This window comes from Pantoea sp. EKM20T, from assembly GCF_011800485.1.
Classification (GTDB): Bacteria; Pseudomonadota; Gammaproteobacteria; order Enterobacterales; family Enterobacteriaceae; genus Pantoea; species Pantoea agglomerans.
The window spans coordinates 1-19406 of the sequence record NZ_JAALFW010000014.1 but is presented as its reverse complement, the minus strand read 5'-3'; the positions used below and the strand labels follow the sequence as shown (position 1 = coordinate 19406).

Annotated in this window: 27 protein-coding genes; 5 read left to right on the top strand and 22 right to left on the bottom strand. The window is 53.8% G+C overall.

The genetic code is table 11. The annotated features are described in order from the left end of the window. Positions 1 to 60: 60 nt before the first annotated feature. From HFD94_RS19540 to HFD94_RS19465, 16 genes are all read right to left on the bottom strand, one after another. Complete coding sequence (locus HFD94_RS19540; RefSeq protein WP_167433415.1) at positions 61 to 744, bottom strand: hypothetical protein; 684 nt, start codon at positions 742 to 744, stop codon at positions 61 to 63. Continuing rightward, positions 741 to 1364 (bottom strand): type-F conjugative transfer system protein TraW, encoded by a 624-nt coding sequence (gene traW / locus HFD94_RS19535; protein WP_167433414.1) that lies wholly within the window; start codon positions 1362 to 1364, stop codon positions 741 to 743. The genes HFD94_RS19540 and traW overlap by 4 nt, the downstream gene beginning before the upstream one ends. Continuing rightward, positions 1361 to 1804 (bottom strand): type-F conjugative transfer system protein TrbI, encoded by a 444-nt coding sequence (trbI, locus tag HFD94_RS19530; protein ID WP_167433413.1) that lies wholly within the window; start codon positions 1802 to 1804, stop codon positions 1361 to 1363. The genes traW and trbI overlap by 4 nt, the downstream gene beginning before the upstream one ends. A gap of 11 nt (positions 1805 to 1815) precedes the next feature. Beyond that, positions 1816 to 4461 (bottom strand): type IV secretion system protein TraC, encoded by a 2646-nt coding sequence (gene traC, locus HFD94_RS19525; protein WP_167433412.1) that lies wholly within the window; start codon positions 4459 to 4461, stop codon positions 1816 to 1818. Next, complete coding sequence (locus HFD94_RS19520) at positions 4451 to 4678, bottom strand: hypothetical protein (protein WP_167433411.1); 228 nt, start codon at positions 4676 to 4678, stop codon at positions 4451 to 4453. Before HFD94_RS19520 ends, traC begins: the two co-directional genes overlap by 11 nt. Continuing rightward, a complete protein-coding gene (gene traV, locus HFD94_RS19515; RefSeq protein ID WP_167433410.1) occupies positions 4678 to 5220 on the bottom strand; it encodes a type IV conjugative transfer system lipoprotein TraV in 543 nt (180 codons plus the stop codon). The genes HFD94_RS19520 and traV overlap by 1 nt, the downstream gene beginning before the upstream one ends. Before the next feature lie 105 nt (positions 5221 to 5325). Continuing rightward, positions 5326 to 5697: a hypothetical protein gene (locus HFD94_RS19510; protein ID WP_167433409.1), complete on the bottom strand. Its 372-nt coding sequence runs from the start codon at positions 5695 to 5697 to the stop codon at positions 5326 to 5328. A gap of 12 nt (positions 5698 to 5709) precedes the next feature. After that, entirely contained in the window at positions 5710 to 5955 is a 246-nt protein-coding gene (locus HFD94_RS19505) for a hypothetical protein (RefSeq protein ID WP_167433390.1), read from the bottom strand. Positions 5956 to 5980: 25 nt separating this feature from the next. Then, positions 5981 to 6385 carry a hypothetical protein gene (locus HFD94_RS19500; RefSeq protein ID WP_167433408.1) on the bottom strand — a complete coding sequence of 135 codons (405 nt, stop codon included), beginning with the start codon at positions 6383 to 6385 and terminating at the stop codon, positions 5981 to 5983. Further along, complete coding sequence (rfaH, locus tag HFD94_RS19495) at positions 6382 to 6915, bottom strand: transcription/translation regulatory transformer protein RfaH (RefSeq protein ID WP_167433407.1); 534 nt, start codon at positions 6913 to 6915, stop codon at positions 6382 to 6384. The genes HFD94_RS19500 and rfaH overlap by 4 nt, the downstream gene beginning before the upstream one ends. Positions 6916 to 6926: 11 nt before the next feature. Beyond that, entirely contained in the window at positions 6927 to 8312 is a 1386-nt protein-coding gene (gene traB, locus HFD94_RS19490) for an F-type conjugal transfer pilus assembly protein TraB (protein WP_167433406.1), read from the bottom strand. Next, on the bottom strand, positions 8309 to 9046 hold the full coding sequence (gene traK, locus HFD94_RS19485) for an F-type conjugal transfer protein TraK (protein WP_167433405.1): 738 nt from the start codon (positions 9044 to 9046) through the stop codon (positions 8309 to 8311). The genes traB and traK overlap by 4 nt, the downstream gene beginning before the upstream one ends. Before the next feature lie 4 nt (positions 9047 to 9050). Beyond that, positions 9051 to 9650, bottom strand: coding sequence for a TraE/TraK family type IV conjugative transfer system protein (locus tag HFD94_RS19480; protein ID WP_167433404.1), 600 nt, complete (start codon positions 9648 to 9650; stop codon positions 9051 to 9053). Positions 9651 to 9694: 44 nt separating this feature from the next. Continuing rightward, a complete protein-coding gene (gene traL, locus HFD94_RS19475; RefSeq protein ID WP_167433403.1) occupies positions 9695 to 9997 on the bottom strand; it encodes a type IV conjugative transfer system protein TraL in 303 nt (100 codons plus the stop codon). Between the two features lie 6 nt (positions 9998 to 10003). After that, positions 10004 to 10420, bottom strand: a complete 417-nt coding sequence (locus tag HFD94_RS19470; protein WP_167433402.1) for a type IV conjugative transfer system pilin TraA — start codon at positions 10418 to 10420, stop codon at positions 10004 to 10006. A 234-nt stretch (positions 10421 to 10654) separates the two neighbouring features. Further along, positions 10655 to 10858, bottom strand: coding sequence for a TraY domain-containing protein (locus tag HFD94_RS19465; RefSeq protein ID WP_072006694.1), 204 nt, complete (start codon positions 10856 to 10858; stop codon positions 10655 to 10657). Positions 10859 to 11210: 352 nt separating this feature from the next. On the opposite strand from HFD94_RS19465, the gene HFD94_RS19460 reads away from it, so the two are divergent. Genes HFD94_RS19460 through HFD94_RS19445 form a run of 4 tightly spaced genes read left to right on the top strand, consistent with a single transcriptional unit; the run spans position 11211 to position 14141 of the window. Beyond that, positions 11211 to 11981, top strand: coding sequence for a response regulator (locus HFD94_RS19460; protein WP_167433401.1), 771 nt, complete (start codon positions 11211 to 11213; stop codon positions 11979 to 11981). A gap of 11 nt (positions 11982 to 11992) precedes the next feature. Further along, complete coding sequence (locus HFD94_RS19455) at positions 11993 to 12427, top strand: N-acetyltransferase (protein WP_167433400.1); 435 nt, start codon at positions 11993 to 11995, stop codon at positions 12425 to 12427. Continuing rightward, on the top strand, positions 12424 to 12876 hold the full coding sequence (locus HFD94_RS19450; RefSeq protein ID WP_167433399.1) for an oxidoreductase: 453 nt from the start codon (positions 12424 to 12426) through the stop codon (positions 12874 to 12876). Before HFD94_RS19455 ends, HFD94_RS19450 begins: the two co-directional genes overlap by 4 nt. After that, positions 12873 to 14141, top strand: coding sequence for a sensor histidine kinase KdpD (locus HFD94_RS19445; RefSeq protein WP_167433398.1), 1269 nt, complete (start codon positions 12873 to 12875; stop codon positions 14139 to 14141). The genes HFD94_RS19450 and HFD94_RS19445 overlap by 4 nt, the downstream gene beginning before the upstream one ends. A gap of 44 nt (positions 14142 to 14185) precedes the next feature. On the opposite strand, the gene HFD94_RS19440 is transcribed toward HFD94_RS19445, so the two are convergent. Then, the gene (locus tag HFD94_RS19440) at positions 14186 to 14572 is read right to left on the bottom strand and encodes a relaxosome protein TraM (RefSeq protein ID WP_167433397.1); all 387 of its coding nucleotides are present in this window, start codon (positions 14570 to 14572) and stop codon (positions 14186 to 14188) included. Between the two features lie 824 nt (positions 14573 to 15396). On the opposite strand from HFD94_RS19440, the gene HFD94_RS19435 reads away from it, so the two are divergent. Next, positions 15397 to 15930: a lytic transglycosylase domain-containing protein gene (locus tag HFD94_RS19435; RefSeq protein WP_167433396.1), complete on the top strand. Its 534-nt coding sequence runs from the start codon at positions 15397 to 15399 to the stop codon at positions 15928 to 15930. Between the two features lie 22 nt (positions 15931 to 15952). On the opposite strand, the gene HFD94_RS19430 is transcribed toward HFD94_RS19435, so the two are convergent. From HFD94_RS19430 to HFD94_RS19410, 5 genes are all read right to left on the bottom strand, one after another. Then, positions 15953 to 16774 carry a DUF932 domain-containing protein gene (locus HFD94_RS19430; protein WP_167433395.1) on the bottom strand — a complete coding sequence of 274 codons (822 nt, stop codon included), beginning with the start codon at positions 16772 to 16774 and terminating at the stop codon, positions 15953 to 15955. 49 nt (positions 16775 to 16823) lie between these two features. Then, complete coding sequence (locus HFD94_RS19425; protein ID WP_167433394.1) at positions 16824 to 17129, bottom strand: hypothetical protein; 306 nt, start codon at positions 17127 to 17129, stop codon at positions 16824 to 16826. A 658-nt stretch (positions 17130 to 17787) separates the two neighbouring features. After that, on the bottom strand, positions 17788 to 18357 hold the full coding sequence (locus HFD94_RS19420; protein WP_167433393.1) for a hypothetical protein: 570 nt from the start codon (positions 18355 to 18357) through the stop codon (positions 17788 to 17790). Continuing rightward, the gene (locus HFD94_RS19415) at positions 18354 to 18491 is read right to left on the bottom strand and encodes a succinate dehydrogenase flavoprotein subunit (RefSeq protein WP_167433392.1); all 138 of its coding nucleotides are present in this window, start codon (positions 18489 to 18491) and stop codon (positions 18354 to 18356) included. Before HFD94_RS19415 ends, HFD94_RS19420 begins: the two co-directional genes overlap by 4 nt. A 103-nt stretch (positions 18492 to 18594) precedes the next feature. Then, entirely contained in the window at positions 18595 to 18984 is a 390-nt protein-coding gene (locus HFD94_RS19410) for a hypothetical protein (RefSeq protein ID WP_167433391.1), read from the bottom strand. Between the last annotated feature and the right edge of the window lie 422 nt (positions 18985 to 19406).

The window sequence follows — 19406 nt, the reverse complement described above, 5'->3', positions numbered from 1 at the left end:
CGCAGAATTATACACCAGCCGCTGGCAGTCACGGCCCCAGCCACTGCATCCTGGGTGTCGTTATTGTGCCGACTCAGGACCGTGGTCGCGCCTGACAATGTACCAGCCGGCCGCCTCCGCTCCCCGCAGACAGCAATCGGTCCAGCCACCGGTGTAGTCATCCTGTTCGGCATCGCGCAGCATCGCCTCTGCAGCGTCGTCACTCTGGTGGGGGTTCAGATAGCGGGTTCGCGCCTTTACGATGGCCACACCTACCCGGGCCCGGACTGCATAAGGCAGCAGAACCTTTGTCCGCGGCTCGGTGCGAAGCGCAAAGCCTTCCGCCTCCAGCGCGCCGCCAAATGCTGCCAGCATGCACTGCCAGTAGTGGCTGTTCGCCTCATCAGCTGCCAGTTTCGCCATCTCGCGACTGCCAAACGGTGCCGGAGATGATGAGACAAAAGCTACGCGCATCGTGTCTGGCCGCTCAGGATTCATTCTCCTTTCTAAACGGACAAGGACGATGGCCATCGCCATGAGGACAATAAAACCACCTACAGCCGGCAGGCCTGATGTAAACGCGTTGATGCTCTCGGGTGCCAGTGAGATTTCGGCACGACAGGCAGGCGGAACAGGATCAGTCCATACCGGTTGCATCACCGGCTCAGCGTGCAGCTGAACGGGCGCGGCCTCGGATGACGACGCAGAATACTGCCAGTCATTTACCAGTCTCTGCACAAGATCATACGGCGTTTTATCACTCATTTCAGTGCCACCTCCTCTACCCGGAGCATCCTGTCCGCGCGCGTGATGCGCACCGGCGTGTGCTCAAAGCCGAATTTTGTTGTTAACGTACCGTACTGGTCGAAGTACACCGGCTCGTCCAGCGCGATGCTGCTGTCGTGCACGTTGCCCTTTACCAGGATGACTTTAAAGTTTTGCAGCTCCGCGAGCTGCGGCTTCAGCCACGCCATCTGCTGCGGATTGTCACCGTCCACGAAGTACAGCGTCTCGCTGAAGGCGACTTTATCAAGCGGATTAATCTTGTCGCCTGCCCGGGCGATGACGTTGCCGCGCATATCACGGATGGTTTCCCGCACCGTAAAGGTCGGGTCATACAGGAACGCGCGGTCCGTTTTCGCCGGCGTCAGCCCGGCCACCGGGGCCGGACGAACGGCATGGGCTTTCACCCGGGCCTCCGCCTCACGCTGCAGGCGGTCCATCTCGCCGCTGTCCTCCATGCCCTTAAGGCGCTGACCGATAAAGGTCAGCAGGTCCGGCTCGGCGATCGGGAACAGGTGGCCGATGGTGCCGAGCTCTTTCGCCTGCACGGGCTGAGCAACCACTGCAGCGAGCAGAACAACCGCTGTGGCGAGTTGCCTCATGGCGCCCCCTGCATCTGCCGGGCAATATCGGCCTGAATGACCGGAGTAATATCGTTGACGCCGGCAACCACCGCGCCCTTCACCAGAATGACGCCGCCGTGCGCGGCCTGCCAGTCAGACAGGCTGGCGTCCAGCGCGGCGCCAAAGCGCTTCGTCAGCGTCTCCAGCGCTCCCTTTTCCACCGGCTGCTGCGCCGTCTGCTGCCGGAACGTGTCGATGGTGCCTTTCATGTCAAACACCACGTAATCGGGCTGTACGGCTCTGGCAACCAGCGCACTGACGCCGGTGCTGAGCGCGATGACCAGCACGGTAAACGCCGCCAGCCGGACGCCGCGGCTGCGCATCATTCGCGCAGCCGCTGTCACGCGAGCGCCGTCACTTATGCTATCCGCGGCTTCTGTGGCCACCTGCTGAGGCGGCTGTCTTTCTTCCTGCATCATTAATTCCTCTTTTAAGCAGTGGTCAGTCCGGCCCAGCGCTCCAGCTCCTGCATCTCGGCCTGGTACATGTGCGGCTCGCAGGCCAGCAGGTAGGCAGCCTCTTCGCTGGTCGCCCCGGCCTTCTGCGCCTCCGTCATGTACTGATAGTCTTCCCCGCGGGTGCTGAACATGGCGCGCGTGACCGGGTCAACAAAGACGCGGTGGAACGAGCTGTTTTCGCCCGTTGAGATCATGACCGAGCTGAAGCCGGTATCGCGCGCGGGCTGGAAGCCGCGGATGACCTGCGTTTCAACTTCGCTGAACTGATCCGGGTTGGAGTTGAGGTAGGTTTTGAATGCCTTCGCATCCTGCAGCAGGGTTACTTTGGTGCCCGAACAATCCCATGCCGCCGCCGCAGCTGGCGGTGCAGCCTGGTCTTTGGTGCCGGTAAAGTCCTTGATGCCCTGCGTGATGGTGATGAATGCCCCGCGATGGCGGCGGACCGTACGGTAGCCGGTTTCGATAAAGCGGGCTGCGTGCGGGTTAGAGCCGCTGAACAGGCGCCAGGCCTCATCGATAATGGCGACCTTCTTCAGGCTGCGCGGCGAGTGGTACATCTTTTCCTGAATCGCCAGAATCAGCGAGTACAGGATGGCGGAGAGCAGGTGCGGCTGGTTTTCCAAGCTCAGCAGCTCCAGTACGGCAAAGCGCGTGTCGCCGTCGAGCGTCGGCTTATCCGAGTTGAAGTAGTCGCCGTTGGCTCCCCACGTGCACCAGCGGTCCAGCAGCAGCACCAGTTCGTTAATGCGGTTCATGATGGTCGGCTGCTGGCCATATTCCTCTTTCACTGCCGCCGACTTCATGTACAGCACCACGTCGTCGATACGCGCGGTGTTCTGCTTCGATTCGTATGCCGCCACCACCCCTTTGAGCAGGATGGTTTCGCTGACCTTATCCAGCGGTTCGTTAGGGCTGGCCAGAACGGTCAGCAGGCCCTGAATGCCCTCGGCGGATTCTTTAATGTCCCGCACGTTGGCGAACGGGTTAAAGCGCAGCGTCGCGCCATCCAGATAGGCCCCGCCCGCCTGCCGGCAGAAGTTCTTATAGCTGCCCCCCATGTCGATAACCCAGCCGAAGCCGCCGGCGTTCAGCACCTGCCGCAGGATTTCCTGTATGAAGAAGCTCTTCCCCGCGCCGGTGGTGCCGGTCACCGCAATGTTGAAGTTGGTGGCCCCATTGCTTTCGCTGAACATGTCAAAAAAGGCCAGCGCGTTGCGATAGGTCGGCAGCGGGCTGCCCGATGCCGCCATCTGCCGCTCGGCCACGACCGGCATGAGGTTGACGGCGTTGAAGCTCTTGCAGCGCAGGGTGGCATTCATGTGCTTCATGTCGTCCCACAGCCCTTCCTGCATCACGAACGGCAGCGAGGTCATCCAGTTGCGCAGCTGCTGGTAACGGGGGGCGGACATTTCCAGGTCATTTTTGCGGAACACGTTGATGGCGGAGAGTTCACAGCGCTGCTGTTCGCTGTCGCTGTCGGGCGTGAACAGCGTCAGGTTGAGGTTAAAGCTGCACATGGCGATTTCGTTGCTGGCAAGCCCCATACGCAGGTCGCGCCACTCCTCATAGGTGCGCTGCGTATTGGGAAACAGCTTGCCGTAGGAGGAGTTGGCCTTCTTGCCCATGTCCTGCTCTTTGCGAAAAGCCTCGTTCTGACTGCTCACCTGATCCTCCACGCAGATGGTCCAGCTCAGCAGGAACGGACAGGGAATACCTAAATCCGGGAAGCGCATGTTCTGCAGGTTGTCCGCCGCCTGCCAGAGTGCAAACTGCCTCGGCACCTTCGTCAGCTGCATGTTCACGATGCGCGTGCTGACCACCGCTTTATCGCCGCTGTCGCTGACCGCCCGGTCACCCTGCTGCCGCGCGGTGATCAGCTTCAGGTGATCCGGATGAACCTCCATTTCGGTACTGTTATCCACGCACTGGCGGTGCAGCTCCTGCTCCGGGTTCCAGTGCTCGCTGCCGGTACTGACCTGCCCCGGCCGGTAGTTAAGCTGCTCGCGGATGACGGATAAAAACTCATTCGGTCCCACGCGGCGCGTGTCCATGTGTGCGGCCAGCATCGATACGCGGAGCGTTTCGCGAACATGCGCCACAGCGTCCATCGTTCTGATGCCGCCGGTGCCGGAGTGTGCGTACACCAGGAACACGCGGTAGTTACGCAGGTACAGCGGATACTCGCGCTCGTTGGCCAGCCCCTTGAGCGCCGACCGCTCCCAGAAGGCTTTGGTGATGGCGTTGAGGCGCGGCGCCATGTCACCCTTCCACATGTCCCGGCTCAGTCCGTTCTCCAGCATGTCGCCCACGCACTTGCTGGCCACCATCAGCACAGTGACCGGCGTTTTACGGGGCAGCTTTTTGCGCAGCAGGTCATCGAGCGCCTGTACCACCTGCTGATTTGCGCCGGCAAGCGGCGCCACCTCCATAATGAAGCCGACCGAGCGGCTGTTGATGAACAGCTCGGACTTTTCGTCGAACTCACGCCAAGGCAGCAGGCTGGTCAGCGACGGATAGCTGAAGCTCTCCTGCAGCCTCTGGCGCGCCTGCTTTGCGCCACCCTCATCCCGGCTGCTGCTGAAAATACCGGTGAGGTGATCGATAACATTATTGAGCATGCTGGCCTCCGGCGCGCTCTGTTTTCAGCACGGCCTTTATCAGGGCAGGGAAGAGTGCGGACTTTCCGGTACCAGGCGTACTGTGCGCAAAGATGTGTCCGTAACTGGGCGCATCCGCGAACATCAGCCCGGGCCGGACCCGGTGATGCAGCGCTGCAGCGGACGATGCAGATTCCGGCCGTTCATGCGCGCTGCTGAATGAAAAACGCTTTTTCATTACTCCCCCTCGCTGATTACGCGAAAGTCTTCATCCCAGCGGGACTTCTCTTTCACGAACTCAACCACGGCAGGCTGATGAAAGCTGTCCTGCTCATCCACCCAGGGCGCAATCCACAGGCGCTGCGTCGCATCCGGGATGCGGCGGGCGTCCACTTGACCCGGTCCGCTGTAGTCACCCGGGACCACAGGACCAGTGGCACCGTTACGGACCGGCACCTTGGATGCCCGCAGGCTGTCTGCGGTCCCGCCCTGCCCTTTAACCGTAAGCGGGGCAAGTGTTGCCACGCTTACCGGGCGGTAAGGGCTGACGGCGGGCTTCACGTTGCCGGGCGTCGCCAGCGCCTCAGCGGCAGGCTTTGGGGCGGCCTCCTTAGCTGCCGTCAGGTCGTCCAGGCTCTGGTGCTTTGATGCCAGCCTGCTGGCATCGGACATCGAAAGGCACTGGTCGGTCGCGGTCTTATTACAGTCAAAATCAGAGTTCATGCCGGCGCAGCCGGTCAGCGCAGCGCACAGCAGTGCGCACGCAAAAAGTTTCTGCATGGTGGAATCCTCAGTGGCGGGCGGGCCGCAATGGGTCAGGGAGATAAACGTGCGGGTCAATCGGGTGGTGCAGGTTGCCCTGGTGAAGGCACTAAAAAATCGGGTTCAGCCAGTATGTTTACCTTTCATGAAGGCGTTGATCATCTGCAGGTCCTTAAGCGCATCCTCACTCATAACGCGGGGGCTGCTGACAGCGGGTATGTTTTTCACCGGCGATTTTGTGCGTACCCAGACGTCTGCGCGCGGCGTGCCCGGTGAGACCTGATGAATGACGTCAGCGATGTACGCCGCCAGCTGCTCAATCGTGAGGTCTGTGAATGCGGGCAGGTGCCCGGAATTCTCAGCCATCGGGCGAACTGCCGCATCCGGCACCGGGCGGGTGTTAAGCCTTTCAAGCCGGAACAGCATATTCCCGGCAGGTTGAGAGACGCGGATGAATAACGCATCCGGCTCCGTTGCGGTTTTATCCTGAATCATCAGAAACCTCCGTTATGCTGAAGAGCGTGTTACGTCACCTGAGCCGGCGACGGAATCAGGTGCGCCGGCAGATAGTACCTTGAGGCATTCGGCATCAGGCGCGGCACTGTCAGACGCCAGACGCTGACGGACCATATCGATTTCGGTCAGCATAGCGGCCAGCCGGCAGCTGCTCGCCTGTGCCAGCCAGGCACGATGATAACGAAGCCGCAGTGCGCAGAGCCGGATACGCAGTTCACGCTGGTTGTATTCATTCATGATTGCCTCCGCAGCCGGATTTTCGTTATCTGATGTTAAGCAGGGTGAAGAGCAGCGTAAAAAAATACGCGATACCGGTGGTTAAGCCTGCAGTGGATAAGATGTCTTTTGGACTGGGTACCGGCACCACCCAATACCACACGCCGCCGATAAGATAATATGCCGCCAGTATCAGCCAGCACGCCGCCATCACCCAAAAGGTTACGCCAGCCAATCCCCTGAAAAGGTACGCCAGCAGAACAATAACAGGAGACGTGAACAGGGCCAGCCGCCAGACCTGCCAGCCCGGGAAGTCCGGGAAGCCGGTCAGTCCCTCACGCATCGTCAGACCGGATACGGTGAAGTTCACCGCCAGCGTGACTGCAATCAGAATCACAAACAGGTGCTCTCTGCTGTCCGGATGAAGCCAGCGTTTAATCAGCCCCTTCATGCTGCCTCCTGTCCGTGTGTTGACGTCCTGCGGAACTGGATGTTCTGAGACCGGACCTTTTTGAGATCAAGTTCAACCAGTCTTCCCATAAGGTTCAGGAGAAGCATTGCACGCTTTGCGCCCTGCGGCTCATGCCAGATAGCCTGCATGTTTTCAAACGTGCCGTTTGTTATCAGAACTGTATCGCCATGCTCAGGCGCCTGCATGTCTGCCTGCGCGGCCGACTCAGCTCCCCGCTTCATGCGCTCCATTTCCGCATCACCCATTATTGCGATGCGATTGCCAAAGCTGACTATGGTTGAGACTCCGCGCGTTGCTTTAATAGTCGTTGTGTGGATTTCTTCAGGATCGAATCGCGCAAACAGATAGCCAGGAAAAAGTGGCTGGGGTTTAACCGGTTTAACGCTTCCCCCGGCAACAAGCTGACAGGTGAAAAGTGGAAGGTAACATTCCACCCCCTGATTGATCAGATGGGCTTCGGCACGTTTTTCCTGATTAAATAACGACTTGAGTACATACCACTGTTTCATCTGTCATCTCCTTAATTAATAGTGTCGCCAAGGCGCAGCTGGCTGGCCTGACGCAGAACTTCGTCAGGATTCAGAACAGGCGCACTGCCGTTGCTGCTGCTGACTGCCGGTGCAGTTGCTGAGGCCTGCTGCACGGCGGCCTGCGGAGCCTCCTGCTTCGCCTTTTCAGCTTCGGCATCCTCAATCGTTTCCAGACGGAAGCCCTGCTGGAACACCACCGTCACCGCATTGCCGGCACCGATATCAATCACCGGGTGATACTGCTCGGCACGCTTAATCCAGTACTGACTCAGCGTGTCCGCCGCCTTGCTGGCACCGCCACCGAGCCCCTGTTTGAAGATGTCACCGGCACCAACTGAGGCGCTGCCACCCAGCCCGACCGTTGGCGTGGCGGCAGACTGGATACCTTCACCGAAGCCGGACAGCAGGCCGGCGGCACCGGCATTGGCGATAATGGCGCCGTTACGCATCACCGGCTTGCCGCGGATGCCCACCTTGCCCTGGAAGGACACGTGCCCGTCGAAAGGCATATCGATATGCTTGCCGTTATCCAGGATGCAGCTGATGTTTTTGGTGCGCACCTCACCACGCTCGCTGGAGATGTCACCGTACATTTCTCCGGTCACGCGGCACTGGTCCATGTTCCAGGTCTTCCCGTTAGGCATGGAGACCTCGCCGAGCAGGGTGATTACCACCGGCGAGGTATTCTGCTGACCGGTTACGCTGGCGTTGGCATCAGCGCCCTCAATCATCGTGGCCTCAGAAAAGGAGCCGGAAGGTATCCAGGGAAGCTTTGTTTTTTTCTCGGTAAGCGCAGCGTAGGTGAAGGTTTCGCGGCTCAGACCGCCCGGACGCACCGTACCGGCGCCGGGATAAAAGGCCTGCCCCTGCGGCGGGTAAAACTGCCCTCCCTGCCCGGCCGCCGGTCCGCTGCCCGGACTGTTGATGCTCCACTGCGCCGGACCGGACTGCCCGGCGGAGACCGGTGCATTAACTGCAGTGGTTCCGGCAGCCGGCGTGGTAGCGGCAGGACCGCTTGCCGGCCGGCCCGCCTGCTGCGTCTGCAGCTGACTGATTGCGTCTGCCATCGTGTTGAGCTTCTTCTGCAGCTCCTCATTCTGGCTTTTCAGCGTGCCGGTAAGCGTGCCGAGGTCGCGCTCAAGGCCGGCGGTCTTGTTCTGCTGCTGCTGCAGCGCGGCGGTGGCCACCCCTTCGGTAAAGGACGTATTCACCAGGCTGCCGGTCAGGTTCGGTGCCGCCTTTGGCGCGGGCCGGTTCAGCTCGGCCTGATGGTGTGAGTACGCCCAGATGCCCCCGCCGGTGGCCAGCATGACCGCGGCGGCCACGCCGGCAATCACCCACTGGCGCCGGCGCGTGGCGGTGTTGATGTTGCTCATGACCCGCCCTCCGCATCAGTGGAGAAAATCACCCACACGAAGCCTTCGCCGTTTGCATACAGGGTGCGGGTTGAGAGCATTACCGCCCGCACGCCCTTCTGCCAGAACTGTTTTTCACTCAGCGTCCGCGTCACGTAGCCGGTGTTTATCATGCGGTATCGCATCACCCGCAGGTGGGAGCCGGCAAGCTGGCGCTCAGGTGTCAGCAGCAAGCCCGCAGGCGGGTTATACGCGGGACCACGCGAGGCCTTTACCTCGGTGTAACTCTCCGGCACCCCGCCGCTGACAATGCTGCGCGCAACGCTTACCAGCGTTTTCTGGAAGGGCTGACTCTCCTCCCATACCTTTGCGTCCGGGTTGGGCTTCAGTGGCACATCCGCCGGTATCAGGTGCAGCGTGCGGCCGTTACCGGGTTTGGGTGACACGTCGATCGAAACGCCTACGCCGCCGGCCGTTTCCAGGAAGATGGTGAAGTCCTGACCGGTCTGTGGCGTAATCAGCAGCGCGCCGTCGGCAGTGTTGCTTTTGAGGTAGGCATTGTCCGGACCGGTGATGCCGGTAATCAGCTCGCCGTCGATAATGATTTTGTTAGGACTGGTATTACTCATCTGCGCCTTAAGATGCGCATTATTCTCAAACGGGGTCCCGGCCGGGCCGGGTACGGCTGCCTGCCCGGCGGCAGGCAGCAGCGCCAGCGCGCCGGCAGCGGCCAGGGCGGAAAGGGTCTTTTTCATCGGTTCAGTCCTGTTGCGGGCGGCGTTCAGGTTGAGTCCAGGGCACCTCGGGGAAGGCCGTCAGGCGGATAAGGCCGTCCACGTAGTGCACGCTGAGCCGGTAGGCTTTACTGGCATCCGGAAGCGAAATGTTCAGGTTACCGTTCGTGGTGCTCGCGCTCAGCGTGCCCTGCACGGTGATGTCACCGGTGGTGGAGTCGGTGATTTCGTCATCGATGCGGAACACGGATGAGACGCCATTTTTTTTGATGTACTCAGCTTCGGCGGCGAGCTGTTTTTTCATGTCGTCACGGTACTCAGCGGGAACGAAGCGCAGCAGGGCGGCATGCTGGCTGTCCACGGTTTCGGGCGTGACTGAAAGGCGGAGGTTGACGAAAGAGCGCACCAGCATGCCGTTTAAGGCCGCATCTCCGGAGGCGGAATCGGAGATGAATGGGCGGTCAAACATCATCGGGGTGGTCAGGGTCTTCTGCTTTTTTGCAAAGTGCCACGCCAGCGCGCCGGTGACGACGTTGCTGACGGCGAGAATAAACACGAGCAGCGAAAGTGCGCACAGGGCCAGAATGATTACCCGGTTGCGCCCCTCCCGGACCTGATACTTCATAGCGTTATCCTTTTAATAAGCGCCATCCGGAGATGGCGCGTGGGTTACTGCATCCAGTGCCGGTTGCCCGAGTCGGGCACGCGGCGGAACTGCAGCCGGAGCAGCGTGGTCGGCAGGTACCAGTAAAGAAGGTTCATGAGCCACCAGGTGCCCTGCCCCTTCTTCAGATGGCGGACTAACAGCCAGAGCACGCCTGCCACAATCAGCATCACAATGAACAGGTCGCAGAGCAGGCCGATGCCCGCGCACGCAAGGATGAGCACGGCCTCCTCTGTGGGGAGTCCGCCAAGGCGTTTCTGCTGATTGAGGGTTTCCGGGAACTGGTACTGAAGCGATTCCCCGTTCATGCGGGATTAACCGGCCAGGGCGAAGAAGGTGCGGGTGATAACGATGAGGAAAGCCAGACCGCCGACGAAAAGCATCGGGTTGCGCGTTTTAATGTATCCGCCAATCGAGATGATGATTTCGCCGATGTAAAACCCCCACTCAACGGTACTGCCATGACCGAACGTGTCTTTGGCATCCTGCTTCTGAGCGGCCAGCAGGTCAGTAGCTCCTGCAAAATGTGGCAATGCAAAGAACAGCATTGCGAGAGCTACAAGGGTTACGTTTGCACGATGCCGGTAAACTTTCTTACAGGCGGTATGAGTAAGGCCTTTCAGTATTTGTTTAATGGAGGGATATTTACCAGAAGTGGGTTTCTGGTAGACATCAGACAATGCTACCGCCACGCTATCCGTTTTACCGGAAGCGAAAATCGAAGTTTGCATTATTTAATCCTTGATCAGAATCAGGTTCTAAAATAAAGGACTCACCATTTTAAAATGGCGAGCAGTATCCTGTATCAGCAATATCTGATGCAGTCTGGAAAAACATTTTTTAGCAACTATGAATAGTTTTCAGAACGAGCTATGTAGATTCACCTCCTTATAAGCAGAAAATTTATAATGGCGTTATAAAAATACTTTTAGATGAGAGGCATGGGCGGCGAAAAAACTCAAAAACTACTCACAATCAGTGGCAGATTCGAATCTCCGACCGGTGGCGGCTAAGTCGGAGAATGATCTGAGTGAGTCTTCAAGTCTGATTTTTGCCTCTCGGGTCTTACTTCTTCCTGAACGCTTCGATGATTCCACTAGGAGCTGGTTAGTCTCCTCTGACAGGTGGACTAATACTGAACCTCCCCTGATGGATTTTGCATTGGCCATAAGGCGTCTCTTATGTGACTAAAAATTAGTTTTTTCATAAACTTAGCTATTAACATTTGTCTCAAGCCGTTTCACGTACTGATAAAAAACTTAACAAAACAACTCAAAAACAACTCGGTAGTGATGTGAATCTGTAAAGAATTATGCATGTATTGAAAAGTATTTCGAGTAGTTTTTGAGTATTTTCCTATATAGAAATTGAGAATATCGAAAAAACCATTATTAAACAGATGGTTACGAGACCAAAAAACCCTTCAAAAGATACTCATTAGTGTATCATCTTTCGTTTAACCCAAATTCTTGAGTCATGGGGCTAACTGCGTAAAACGTAACCGATGGGCGGGAGTAGACTTTGGAAACATCTAATAAAAACCTCAAAAAGGTTTTAGAAATTTTTGAGCGGAAAGGAATTGAAAAGAGGAAACAGGCCTCAACAATGGCTGACATCCTCGGTATCAAATATCAGAGCGCTAAACAAAAACTCGATGGTAAAAGAGGGGTTTTCTATAACGAGTTAAAATCGATTTATAATTACTTCCACGAATCTTTTGAAGAGTCAAAACCGTATAACGGGATATTTATTGTTAACGACATGCATGTAAGATGCAATATTGTTGTCAGTGAAGAAAAGGTGGATATTAAAGAGCCAGGTATTAACTATGCTTACTTTCATAAAAATTATTATGTAGTTAATCCAACGGGTATTAAATTCAGTAAAGATATGAAGCGGGTAATCAGAATGGATTTTCTACCTGCACCTAAACTGGCAATTCTCGATAATGATAAAGAACTCCTCGAACTATTAAAATCAGTATCTAACAGATACGGTATAGATGCGTCAGTTTACGAGACTGCCCAGGAAATGATCCAGGCAGTCGACAGGGAGGATTATGATGGATATGTTATTGACTGGTTACTGGACTACAGCGAAACCTCTGAGGCAGTCATAAAAAAGATCCGATCTAAAAGCGAGACAGTACCAATAATCCTGCTAACCGGACAACTGAACCAGCATGAACGTCAAATAGGAGAAACCATTATAGAACACGGTGTTGAACTGGTTGAAAAGCCGACTCGTATTTTTATACTTTCCTCCATATTACTGGCAAATCTCTTTTTTTAAATGGACCTAAAATGGAATTAATCAAATTAACGGCTACACATATAAAGGAAATGTACGACATAAGATTTTCCGTCACCGAAAACCCTGTCCATGCCCATCAGATTGAGTTTCTGCAGAGAGAAGTAATTCTGGCTGATGTTGCCCAGGGTGGCGGTTGGATCTGCAGGATTGATGATAGCTATGTAGGTTATGGCCTCGGCATTCACATACCTCATGCATTGATAGGTGGTCTGTTTGTAAAGCCAGAGTACCAGGGGCGGGGAGTTGGAGGAGCGATACTGGAAAAAATCACTAAGTGGTTTTTTGAACAGGGAGACACTGAGATTGAGCTGACCACTGACGAACATTCATCAGCTGCTCGTTTCTATCAAGTAAGAGGCTGGCAAAAGTGCGGTCACGATGAACATGGACAATTGATTATGAAGAAAAGGAAAATGACCAAATGAAGTTACTTACAGCTCTTCTGTTCTCTCTTCTATCAGCCAAAGCAGCTTATGCAGACTCCTTTGTTCTGGCAGATGGCAGTAAAGAAATTAAGGTCTCTACCGAGGATTTGGTCAAACTTCCAGTCACTTCGATAACGACAGCTACAAATTTCACGCCCAACGCTACTTTTCAGGGTGTGACCTTCGCAGAGCTGCTATCAAAGTACTCGATTAAGGCGTCATCGCTGAGAGTCTACGCACTTGATGACTACAGCTATACCCTGCCAGTAGGAGAGCTCATAAAATATGGCGTTATACTGACATACCGGAAAAATGGCCAACTGATCCCGGTTTCTGACCTGGGGCCCTTTGCAGTAATCTACCCTAGAGATGAGCATCCGGAACTCAACAAACTGGAAGTAAATGCCAAAACTGTCTGGCAGATAAACAGGATTGAGGTTATCAAATGAAACGCAGGGTTGTTCCCTTCACACTTGGCTTGTTATTGACTCTTTTTTTTTCTGGTTCAGTTTTTTTTACTGTTCAGAAATTCAATGAAATTAAAAATCAGTATAAGAGTATTGAGCCAAATCTTGATAACTATTCGACGGCTGAAATCCTCTTCCTCGCATTTGAAAGAACCCGAACATCTGTTTATCAGACAGAAAGTCCTGATAACTTCGTAACAAAGAAATCTGTTTTTGATTCTAAAGTTAGAATCCTTAAAAACAAATCATTACGCATAAACTCGTTTTATTATGAGCCTGACTTTCTGAGTGCACTAGAACTTCTCGAAAAGCAAAGCGATGAGTTAAGCAGATTGAATGAAGAGACTACAGATCCGATAAGAAAAGATGTGCTATTACAGCAAATGAATAAGATGCAGCCCACTCTTATAAATCTGCAGGAAATCATCTATAAAATTCAGATAAGAAACTTCAACACAATAAAATCTCTAATTATTGATAACTCCTCTTACACGGAACTTGCTGCTCTCTCCTGTATATTCCTTCTCTTTATATTAATAATCTTGCTCTGGGTGCATATAGCGAGATTAAACACAGCGATAAGGGATAAAAATATTTTCATATCCGCCATATATCATGAACTGTCAGGCTCCATTCAGAAAATTCAGTTATCATCAGATATGATTGATGTTAGAGGAGATATTTTAAACTCAGAAAAATATCTAGCAAAAATCACGTATCATTCTAATAAACTTTACCTTCAGACTAAAGAAATACTAGAATTTTCGAAAATTGAAATCGGTAACGTTGGCCTGAGTAATGTTAGTTTTTATACAGAAGACGCTTTAAATGCAGGTTTGTCTCTCTATAATGAAAGCAATGCAAATAAAATTGAGTGCAGCGTATACCCGGAGAATATTCTTGTTAATGCTGATAAGCAAAAAATCATATCCATAATTCATAACATCATAGATAATGCAAACAAAAACACACATTCTGGATTGATTAGAGTAAAGCTCCGGATCACGAATTCTCACTTGTTTTTAAGAGTGAGTGACACAGGCTGCGGATTTGACACTAAAAAAATTCATCTTCTTTTCAAACCATTTAATCAGGGCGTTGAAAATGAAACGCGGCAAGGTTTAGGACTAGGACTGTCGATTGTTAATAGCTACCTTAAAACGATGAAAGGAAGGATCAGTGCGCACTCAGAGATTGGTAAAGGTTCTACTTTCATGGTCAGAATCCCGATTAACATTGTTAATTGATTTCATGAAAATAAAATGAAGTCCGGTCTTTCCGGACTTCTGTCTTACTCAACAATAAAGTGCTTACTCTCCGCTTTATCTTCTGCAGAGCTCATACCTGTCAAATTCTGGTCAATCATCTCTTCAAGAGCCTGTGGCCCGGACTCACCGCGTATATGCAGATACATTTCCGTCAGCATCGCCATCATGATGCTGGTTCCTTCGCGCGTTCCTGCAACACGACGTATTAAGTCACGGTTAAATTCCTCTATATCGAACTTATTTCCTTCACCCTGGTGTTTTTTGACCATCAGACCGATACCCACCAGTTCATTCACCACAGAGGAGAAGTTAACCTCACCGTGGGTTGCACCGTTCTGCAGCTCTATCTGCACCAGCTCCTGGACTTCTCTTTCGGTTTTTTCTTTGAAGTAAATATTTCTGCGTGCCATTATCGTATTCCCTGTAAGACAAAGTTAATTTACCCTGCCTTTTGATTGATTTATTTATAAATATTGCCTTGATGGCGCAAGCCTGACTGCCCATTCGGATAATTTTGCTCTTCCTGTATTATTTACCCCGGTTTCAGGGTGTGTCAATCCGGCACCGTTCATTTAAGCCAGAAGTGTGTTAATCCGGCACTGCACCTCAATTCTGTGTGTGTTAATCCAGCACCATGCACATTTTTCATACGTAATTTACGGCTTAAATCTATGAATGATGTGTGTCAATCCGGCACTCTAACGGCTTTTGATGTGAGTCAATCCGGCACTACAGGCCTTTTTTATGTGTGTTAATCCGGCACTGCACACTGACATACCATGCATAACATTATGTTTTTAATCAATAGCCACAATCAGCACACACTACAGTGCCGTTTACAGTGCCTGATTAACACACAATCCAGCACCGTAATGACACACAATCCGGCACTGCATAAACACACAATCAGGCACTGCAAGGTGTGTTAATTAACACACAATTTTCATCATACATCGAAAAAACAGCTCAAAATTCAATTTAACTTCATGATTTTAATGAAATAAACTGCAAGATTTTATCTTGCGTGGGGTGTGATGAAATTTTACTATCGAAGAGCGGCTTGTTAATTGATCCTATCTTCCTGGATTCATTATATTCCCGACGCGGTTCAGCATCTGCCCGTCAGCGCATTGTGCGCGTCTGTAACGAATTATCTTGCAAGCGCTGATCCGAACGCGTATTTTTCACCGGAACCCGCCTGGCGCATTACGCGCACGCACGTGAGATTATCAGAATGAAATTATTGGCTGCTCTCTCGCTTGCCGTTGTATTCAGCGCGCAGGCCGCGCCGGAAATGTGCTTCACAAAAGCCGGTAAGGATTTCGGTATTGATCCGCGTCTGCTGATGGCGCATTCAATTCAGGAATCACGCATGCGTAATAACGCACTGAATACAAAAAGCAGCGGCGGCACGCATGACGTCTGCAATATGCAGATTAACAGTTCCCACTTTAATCAGCTGAAAAACTTTGATATTACGCGGGAAAGGCTACTGAAAGATCCGTGCATCTGTATTTATACCGGTGCATGGATTGAGGCGAGAAACTTTAAGCAGTACGGCAGGAACTGGGACAGCGTCGGGATGTACAACACTGGCCCGAGTCCGAAGCTGATCAAACAGCGTCGTGAATATGCGGCCATTATCAAAAGCATTTACCGCGTACTGATTGCACGGGATGAGGTTTATAACGCTATGACGCAGCGGAATAAAAAATCGTCCGCGCCGGAAACGTTTCTGGCCGCGGACGTGATGCCTGACAAAAAATAACCCCGGCGCGCCGGGGTTATTTTTATGATTTGAGTTTTGCGAACTCCTCCGCCATTTTCCACAGCGCCTGATTCAGCTTTATATCGCCGTCGATGCCGGTTACCGGACGGGTAGTGGTTCTTTTTCCCTTCGCCGTTCTGCCGGGCACGCCCCCCTTAATCAGATTCTCCTGCACGATATTAAACGCGGTCCACAGGTCGGTGCCTTTATCATACCAGGCGCGCGGCTTGATAATACGCTCAGCGGATACCGGCGGCTCTTTTCCGTCGTATTTATATTCCAGCGCCAGCTGCCCCAGCAGGCGACGTTCTTCGCTGTTAACCTGAATACCTTTCATCATGCCTATATTATTTTCCACCTTATCGAATACGCCCAGCACCTCATAAGCGCCTTCAATAACCTGCGACACAATATCACCTTTGTGCGGCACGCTGATTTCACCAAATGATTTCCAGCACACCAGGCCATTGGTGCAGACCTGCCGGAAAATACCGGGGATCATCTTATAACTGCTGGAGCCGTCATGGCTGTTCAGCAATACAATTTCCGGCACCTCTTCGCCACCGTTGTTATTTCCACGACGCAGGCGGATCATGTGTTTGGTAAATTCACGGCGCTCAGGATCGCGCACGCGCGACTGGCTGGCAAAAAAGGGCTCAAACCCTTCTTCCCGCAGTTTATCCAGCAACGTAATGGTCGGAATATAGGTATAACGCTCAGAGCGCGAATCATGCTTTTCTGCAGAAAACGCGCTCGGAACAATGCGCATCAGCTCGTCGTTATTCAGCGGGCTGTTTTTACGGATAGCGGTCGGGGCGGCATAGCGGGAAGCGAAACGGACCATAATTAATTACCTCTTAAATTTGAGTGTCAGCAGTGAAATAAATAACGGTTTATAAAGCGGCCAGCGCTTCACGGAATATCAGGTAACCGGTGTCGTACTCATATAGCGCCAGCGGCCAGCCGTTGTGCATGTAAATAACCGCCGCTTCAGGCTCCTCTGTGGGTTCCTCCAGCACATCGAGCTCAGCCAGCTGCGCACCATTAACGCCGCTGATGCCGGTGAACACGCCGTGCCTGTGCAGGTGATCGTACAGATCGCGAAACTGCGCCGGACTGAGCGTCCCGCCCTGCTTTTCAACGCATGTTTTGGGAGATTCTGGCGTGGCGGTTTTGACGTTGACGTTCTGTGTGTTCATGGCATTTCTCCTGCTCAGGTGGGTTGTCATGTTTCGGTCGATCCAGTCGCGGCAGAGGGCAAAGGAGCAACGGCAGGCGGCAGGTGCAAGGGCGCCGCAGGCGTGCATTTCACCCTTGCAGCTGACGAATGACGGTGCTACGACCAGCCCTCCGCGCCTGGACTGACCGGAACAGGCCCGCCGCGCGCGAAAACGGCACGAACACACCCCGGACGGCTATGCCGGTCCGGTCCTCAGCGACCACGGTTTTCCGTGGCCAGTGAACGCACCGGCGGCAGCCGGTTGCAGCCTTTGACCTCAGCCATCAGGCCCTATGTCCGAAACCCGAAGGGGTTCGGCGGAGCTTACCGGCAAAGCCGGTTAGCGCAGTAGGACTGACGACCCGGCAACGCCGGGGAGCCGAAGGTGGCCATGTCCCGGCCCCTGACGTTGATGTTTAGTCAGTAAGGGCAGCAATCGCACCTGAACCGGCATAACCGGCAACGCCTGGACAGCAGTGAGACACCTGACATAACTGGCAGACGACAAAGAACGCGGAGGGAGAGAGCCGGTGCGTCAGCACCGGGTTTTTGCCTGGCCTGAAAGGCCTGCAGTTTTTTTTCGCGGTTCAGCACCCCGCACATGGCCTAATGGCCGGTTTAAACCGGCCATTAGCTCCCTAGATTATGACCTTCCTGTTATAGGTCGCTTTCCAGTCCATATACTCTGGTCCGTCACGAAGCGGTGTAAGACTGGTGAGATTCTCGGCTAAACCGTTCATGACCAGAATCCGCTCCACGGCCGCAAACCAGTCTTCCTTGTTGCCAATAGGAAACCAGAGATTCGAGTTGTCACCGCTCAGCAGCGGATGATTGCAGAAGTGAACCCCCCTGCCCTGCGCTGTTATGCAGCCCGTCACGATGCAGGAGGCCCGTACCGTTTCACTCAGGGCACTGCGGGCGAGGTTTTCCGCTATATCACCCCAACACCACTCGCCATCCGGAACCGGCAGCTCGATGCACCGTAACGAATGACAACCCGCCCGTGCGGTCAGTCTCGCAATATCCGACACACCCGTGTCACCATATGCACCGTTTGCCTCGCAGACATAATGGCCATTGTGCCAGAAGGACTCAGCGCCATTATCCAAGCGAATCAGGCAGTACTTACCCATCACTCTGCTGATATCGTCCTGCTGAACAGGAGCGGTGAATGCTGTGGAAAGTGGATGCGCGATAATCTCATTCATGGCTGTTTCTCCACCTGACGCGCTACCTGCATCCACTGCGAAAACAGCATTACCGTTAAATGCGCCAGCTGGCGGCTGCGCATGGCGTTTACAATCGCGATGGCATGTGCGACGATTTGCATGTCAAAAATCATATATCTCTCCAGATTCTGGTTTTGATGTTGCCGGTATCTCGTAAATACCGGCGGTGAAGAAAGCAGAGGAAACTCTGCTTTTTTTACATCTGCTGTTTGCTCATCAGGCAATATCCGCTTTATGCATGGCGTATCCGGCTTTGAGAAGCAAAGCCAGTTCACTGCTTGCGTATCCCCATGCCGCATCGCCTATCCCGTCTGGATAGCCGTGCACAATGTGTGCCGCCTCAATCCACGCTTTAAATGACGCCAGCGGGATCATCGGGCGCGGGCGCGACCAGTCAGTAACCGTGTTACAAACCTGCTCAGCCATATTCATCAGAGTGCCTGTGAGAAGTTCAAAACGTTCATCCCCGGTCATGCTCTCCGACTTCAATAACCTGAGATAATCCAGGCTCTGAGCCAGTGCCGGAGCAAGGTCGTTATTTTCCTGTCCGTTAACCCCTGTTTTGGAAGATTCTGAAGCGGCGGTGTTGACGTTTTGTGTGTTCATGCTGGTTCTCCTGTTCGGGTGGTTTATCCATGTTTCGGTGAGTTCATCGCGGCGAAGGGCAAAGGAGCAACGGCAGACGGGCGAACGCGGGGGCGTCACCGGAGGCCGCAGCGCAAGCGAGCCGTCCTTATGGCGAGTGCGAACGGGCGAGGAACGGCGAAGCGTACCCTTGCGGGCGATCGGATGACGGTGCTACGACCAGCCCTCCGCGGGGAACCATCCGGAACATGAAGCACCGGGGATGAGATGAGCACGAACACACCCGGCACGGCGGAACGGCGTGACGTCCTCAGCGGCCCCGTTTTCGGGGCCAGTGAACGCACCGGCGGCAGCCGGTTGCAGCCCTTGACCTCAGCCATCAGGCCCTATGTCCGAAACCCGAAGGGGTTCGGCGGAGCTTACCGGCAAAGCCGGTTAGCGCA

Bases quoted from the DNA above. Each gene is read 5' to 3' on its own strand.
- trbI (WP_167433413.1), bottom strand. From the start codon at position 1,804: ATGATGCAGGAAGAAAGACAGCCGCCTCAGCAGGTGGCCACAGAAGCC.
- traW (WP_167433414.1), bottom strand. From the start codon at position 1,364: ATGAGGCAACTCGCCACAGCGGTTGTTCTGCTCGCTGCAGTGGTTGCT.
- traC (WP_167433412.1), bottom strand. From the start codon at position 4,461: ATGCTCAATAATGTTATCGATCACCTCACCGGTATTTTCAGCAGCAGC.
- HFD94_RS19450 (WP_167433399.1), top strand. From the start codon at position 12,424: ATGAAGTTACTTACAGCTCTTCTGTTCTCTCTTCTATCAGCCAAAGCA.
- HFD94_RS19540 (WP_167433415.1), bottom strand. From the start codon at position 744: ATGAGTGATAAAACGCCGTATGATCTTGTGCAGAGACTGGTAAATGAC.
- HFD94_RS19425 (WP_167433394.1), bottom strand. From the start codon at position 17,129: ATGAACACACAGAACGTCAACGTCAAAACCGCCACGCCAGAATCTCCC.
- HFD94_RS19430 (WP_167433395.1), bottom strand. From the start codon at position 16,774: ATGGTCCGTTTCGCTTCCCGCTATGCCGCCCCGACCGCTATCCGTAAA.
- HFD94_RS19520 (WP_167433411.1), bottom strand. From the start codon at position 4,678: ATGAAAAAGCGTTTTTCATTCAGCAGCGCGCATGAACGGCCGGAATCT.
- rfaH (WP_167433407.1), bottom strand. From the start codon at position 6,915: ATGAAACAGTGGTATGTACTCAAGTCGTTATTTAATCAGGAAAAACGT.
- HFD94_RS19435 (WP_167433396.1), top strand. From the start codon at position 15,397: ATGAAATTATTGGCTGCTCTCTCGCTTGCCGTTGTATTCAGCGCGCAG.
- traK (WP_167433405.1), bottom strand. From the start codon at position 9,046: ATGAAAAAGACCCTTTCCGCCCTGGCCGCTGCCGGCGCGCTGGCGCTG.
- HFD94_RS19410 (WP_167433391.1), bottom strand. From the start codon at position 18,984: ATGAACACACAAAACGTCAACACCGCCGCTTCAGAATCTTCCAAAACA.
- HFD94_RS19470 (WP_167433402.1), bottom strand. From the start codon at position 10,420: ATGCAAACTTCGATTTTCGCTTCCGGTAAAACGGATAGCGTGGCGGTA.
- traB (WP_167433406.1), bottom strand. From the start codon at position 8,312: ATGAGCAACATCAACACCGCCACGCGCCGGCGCCAGTGGGTGATTGCC.
- HFD94_RS19465 (WP_072006694.1), bottom strand. From the start codon at position 10,858: ATGGCCAATGCAAAATCCATCAGGGGAGGTTCAGTATTAGTCCACCTG.
- HFD94_RS19445 (WP_167433398.1), top strand. From the start codon at position 12,873: ATGAAACGCAGGGTTGTTCCCTTCACACTTGGCTTGTTATTGACTCTT.
- HFD94_RS19420 (WP_167433393.1), bottom strand. From the start codon at position 18,357: ATGAATGAGATTATCGCGCATCCACTTTCCACAGCATTCACCGCTCCT.
- traV (WP_167433410.1), bottom strand. From the start codon at position 5,220: ATGCAGAAACTTTTTGCGTGCGCACTGCTGTGCGCTGCGCTGACCGGC.
- HFD94_RS19500 (WP_167433408.1), bottom strand. From the start codon at position 6,385: ATGAAGGGGCTGATTAAACGCTGGCTTCATCCGGACAGCAGAGAGCAC.
- HFD94_RS19505 (WP_167433390.1), bottom strand. From the start codon at position 5,955: ATGAATGAATACAACCAGCGTGAACTGCGTATCCGGCTCTGCGCACTG.
- HFD94_RS19510 (WP_167433409.1), bottom strand. From the start codon at position 5,697: ATGATTCAGGATAAAACCGCAACGGAGCCGGATGCGTTATTCATCCGC.
- HFD94_RS19440 (WP_167433397.1), bottom strand. From the start codon at position 14,572: ATGGCACGCAGAAATATTTACTTCAAAGAAAAAACCGAAAGAGAAGTC.
- HFD94_RS19415 (WP_167433392.1), bottom strand. From the start codon at position 18,491: ATGATTTTTGACATGCAAATCGTCGCACATGCCATCGCGATTGTAAAC.
- HFD94_RS19480 (WP_167433404.1), bottom strand. From the start codon at position 9,650: ATGAAGTATCAGGTCCGGGAGGGGCGCAACCGGGTAATCATTCTGGCC.
- HFD94_RS19455 (WP_167433400.1), top strand. From the start codon at position 11,993: ATGGAATTAATCAAATTAACGGCTACACATATAAAGGAAATGTACGAC.
- traL (WP_167433403.1), bottom strand. From the start codon at position 9,997: ATGAACGGGGAATCGCTTCAGTACCAGTTCCCGGAAACCCTCAATCAG.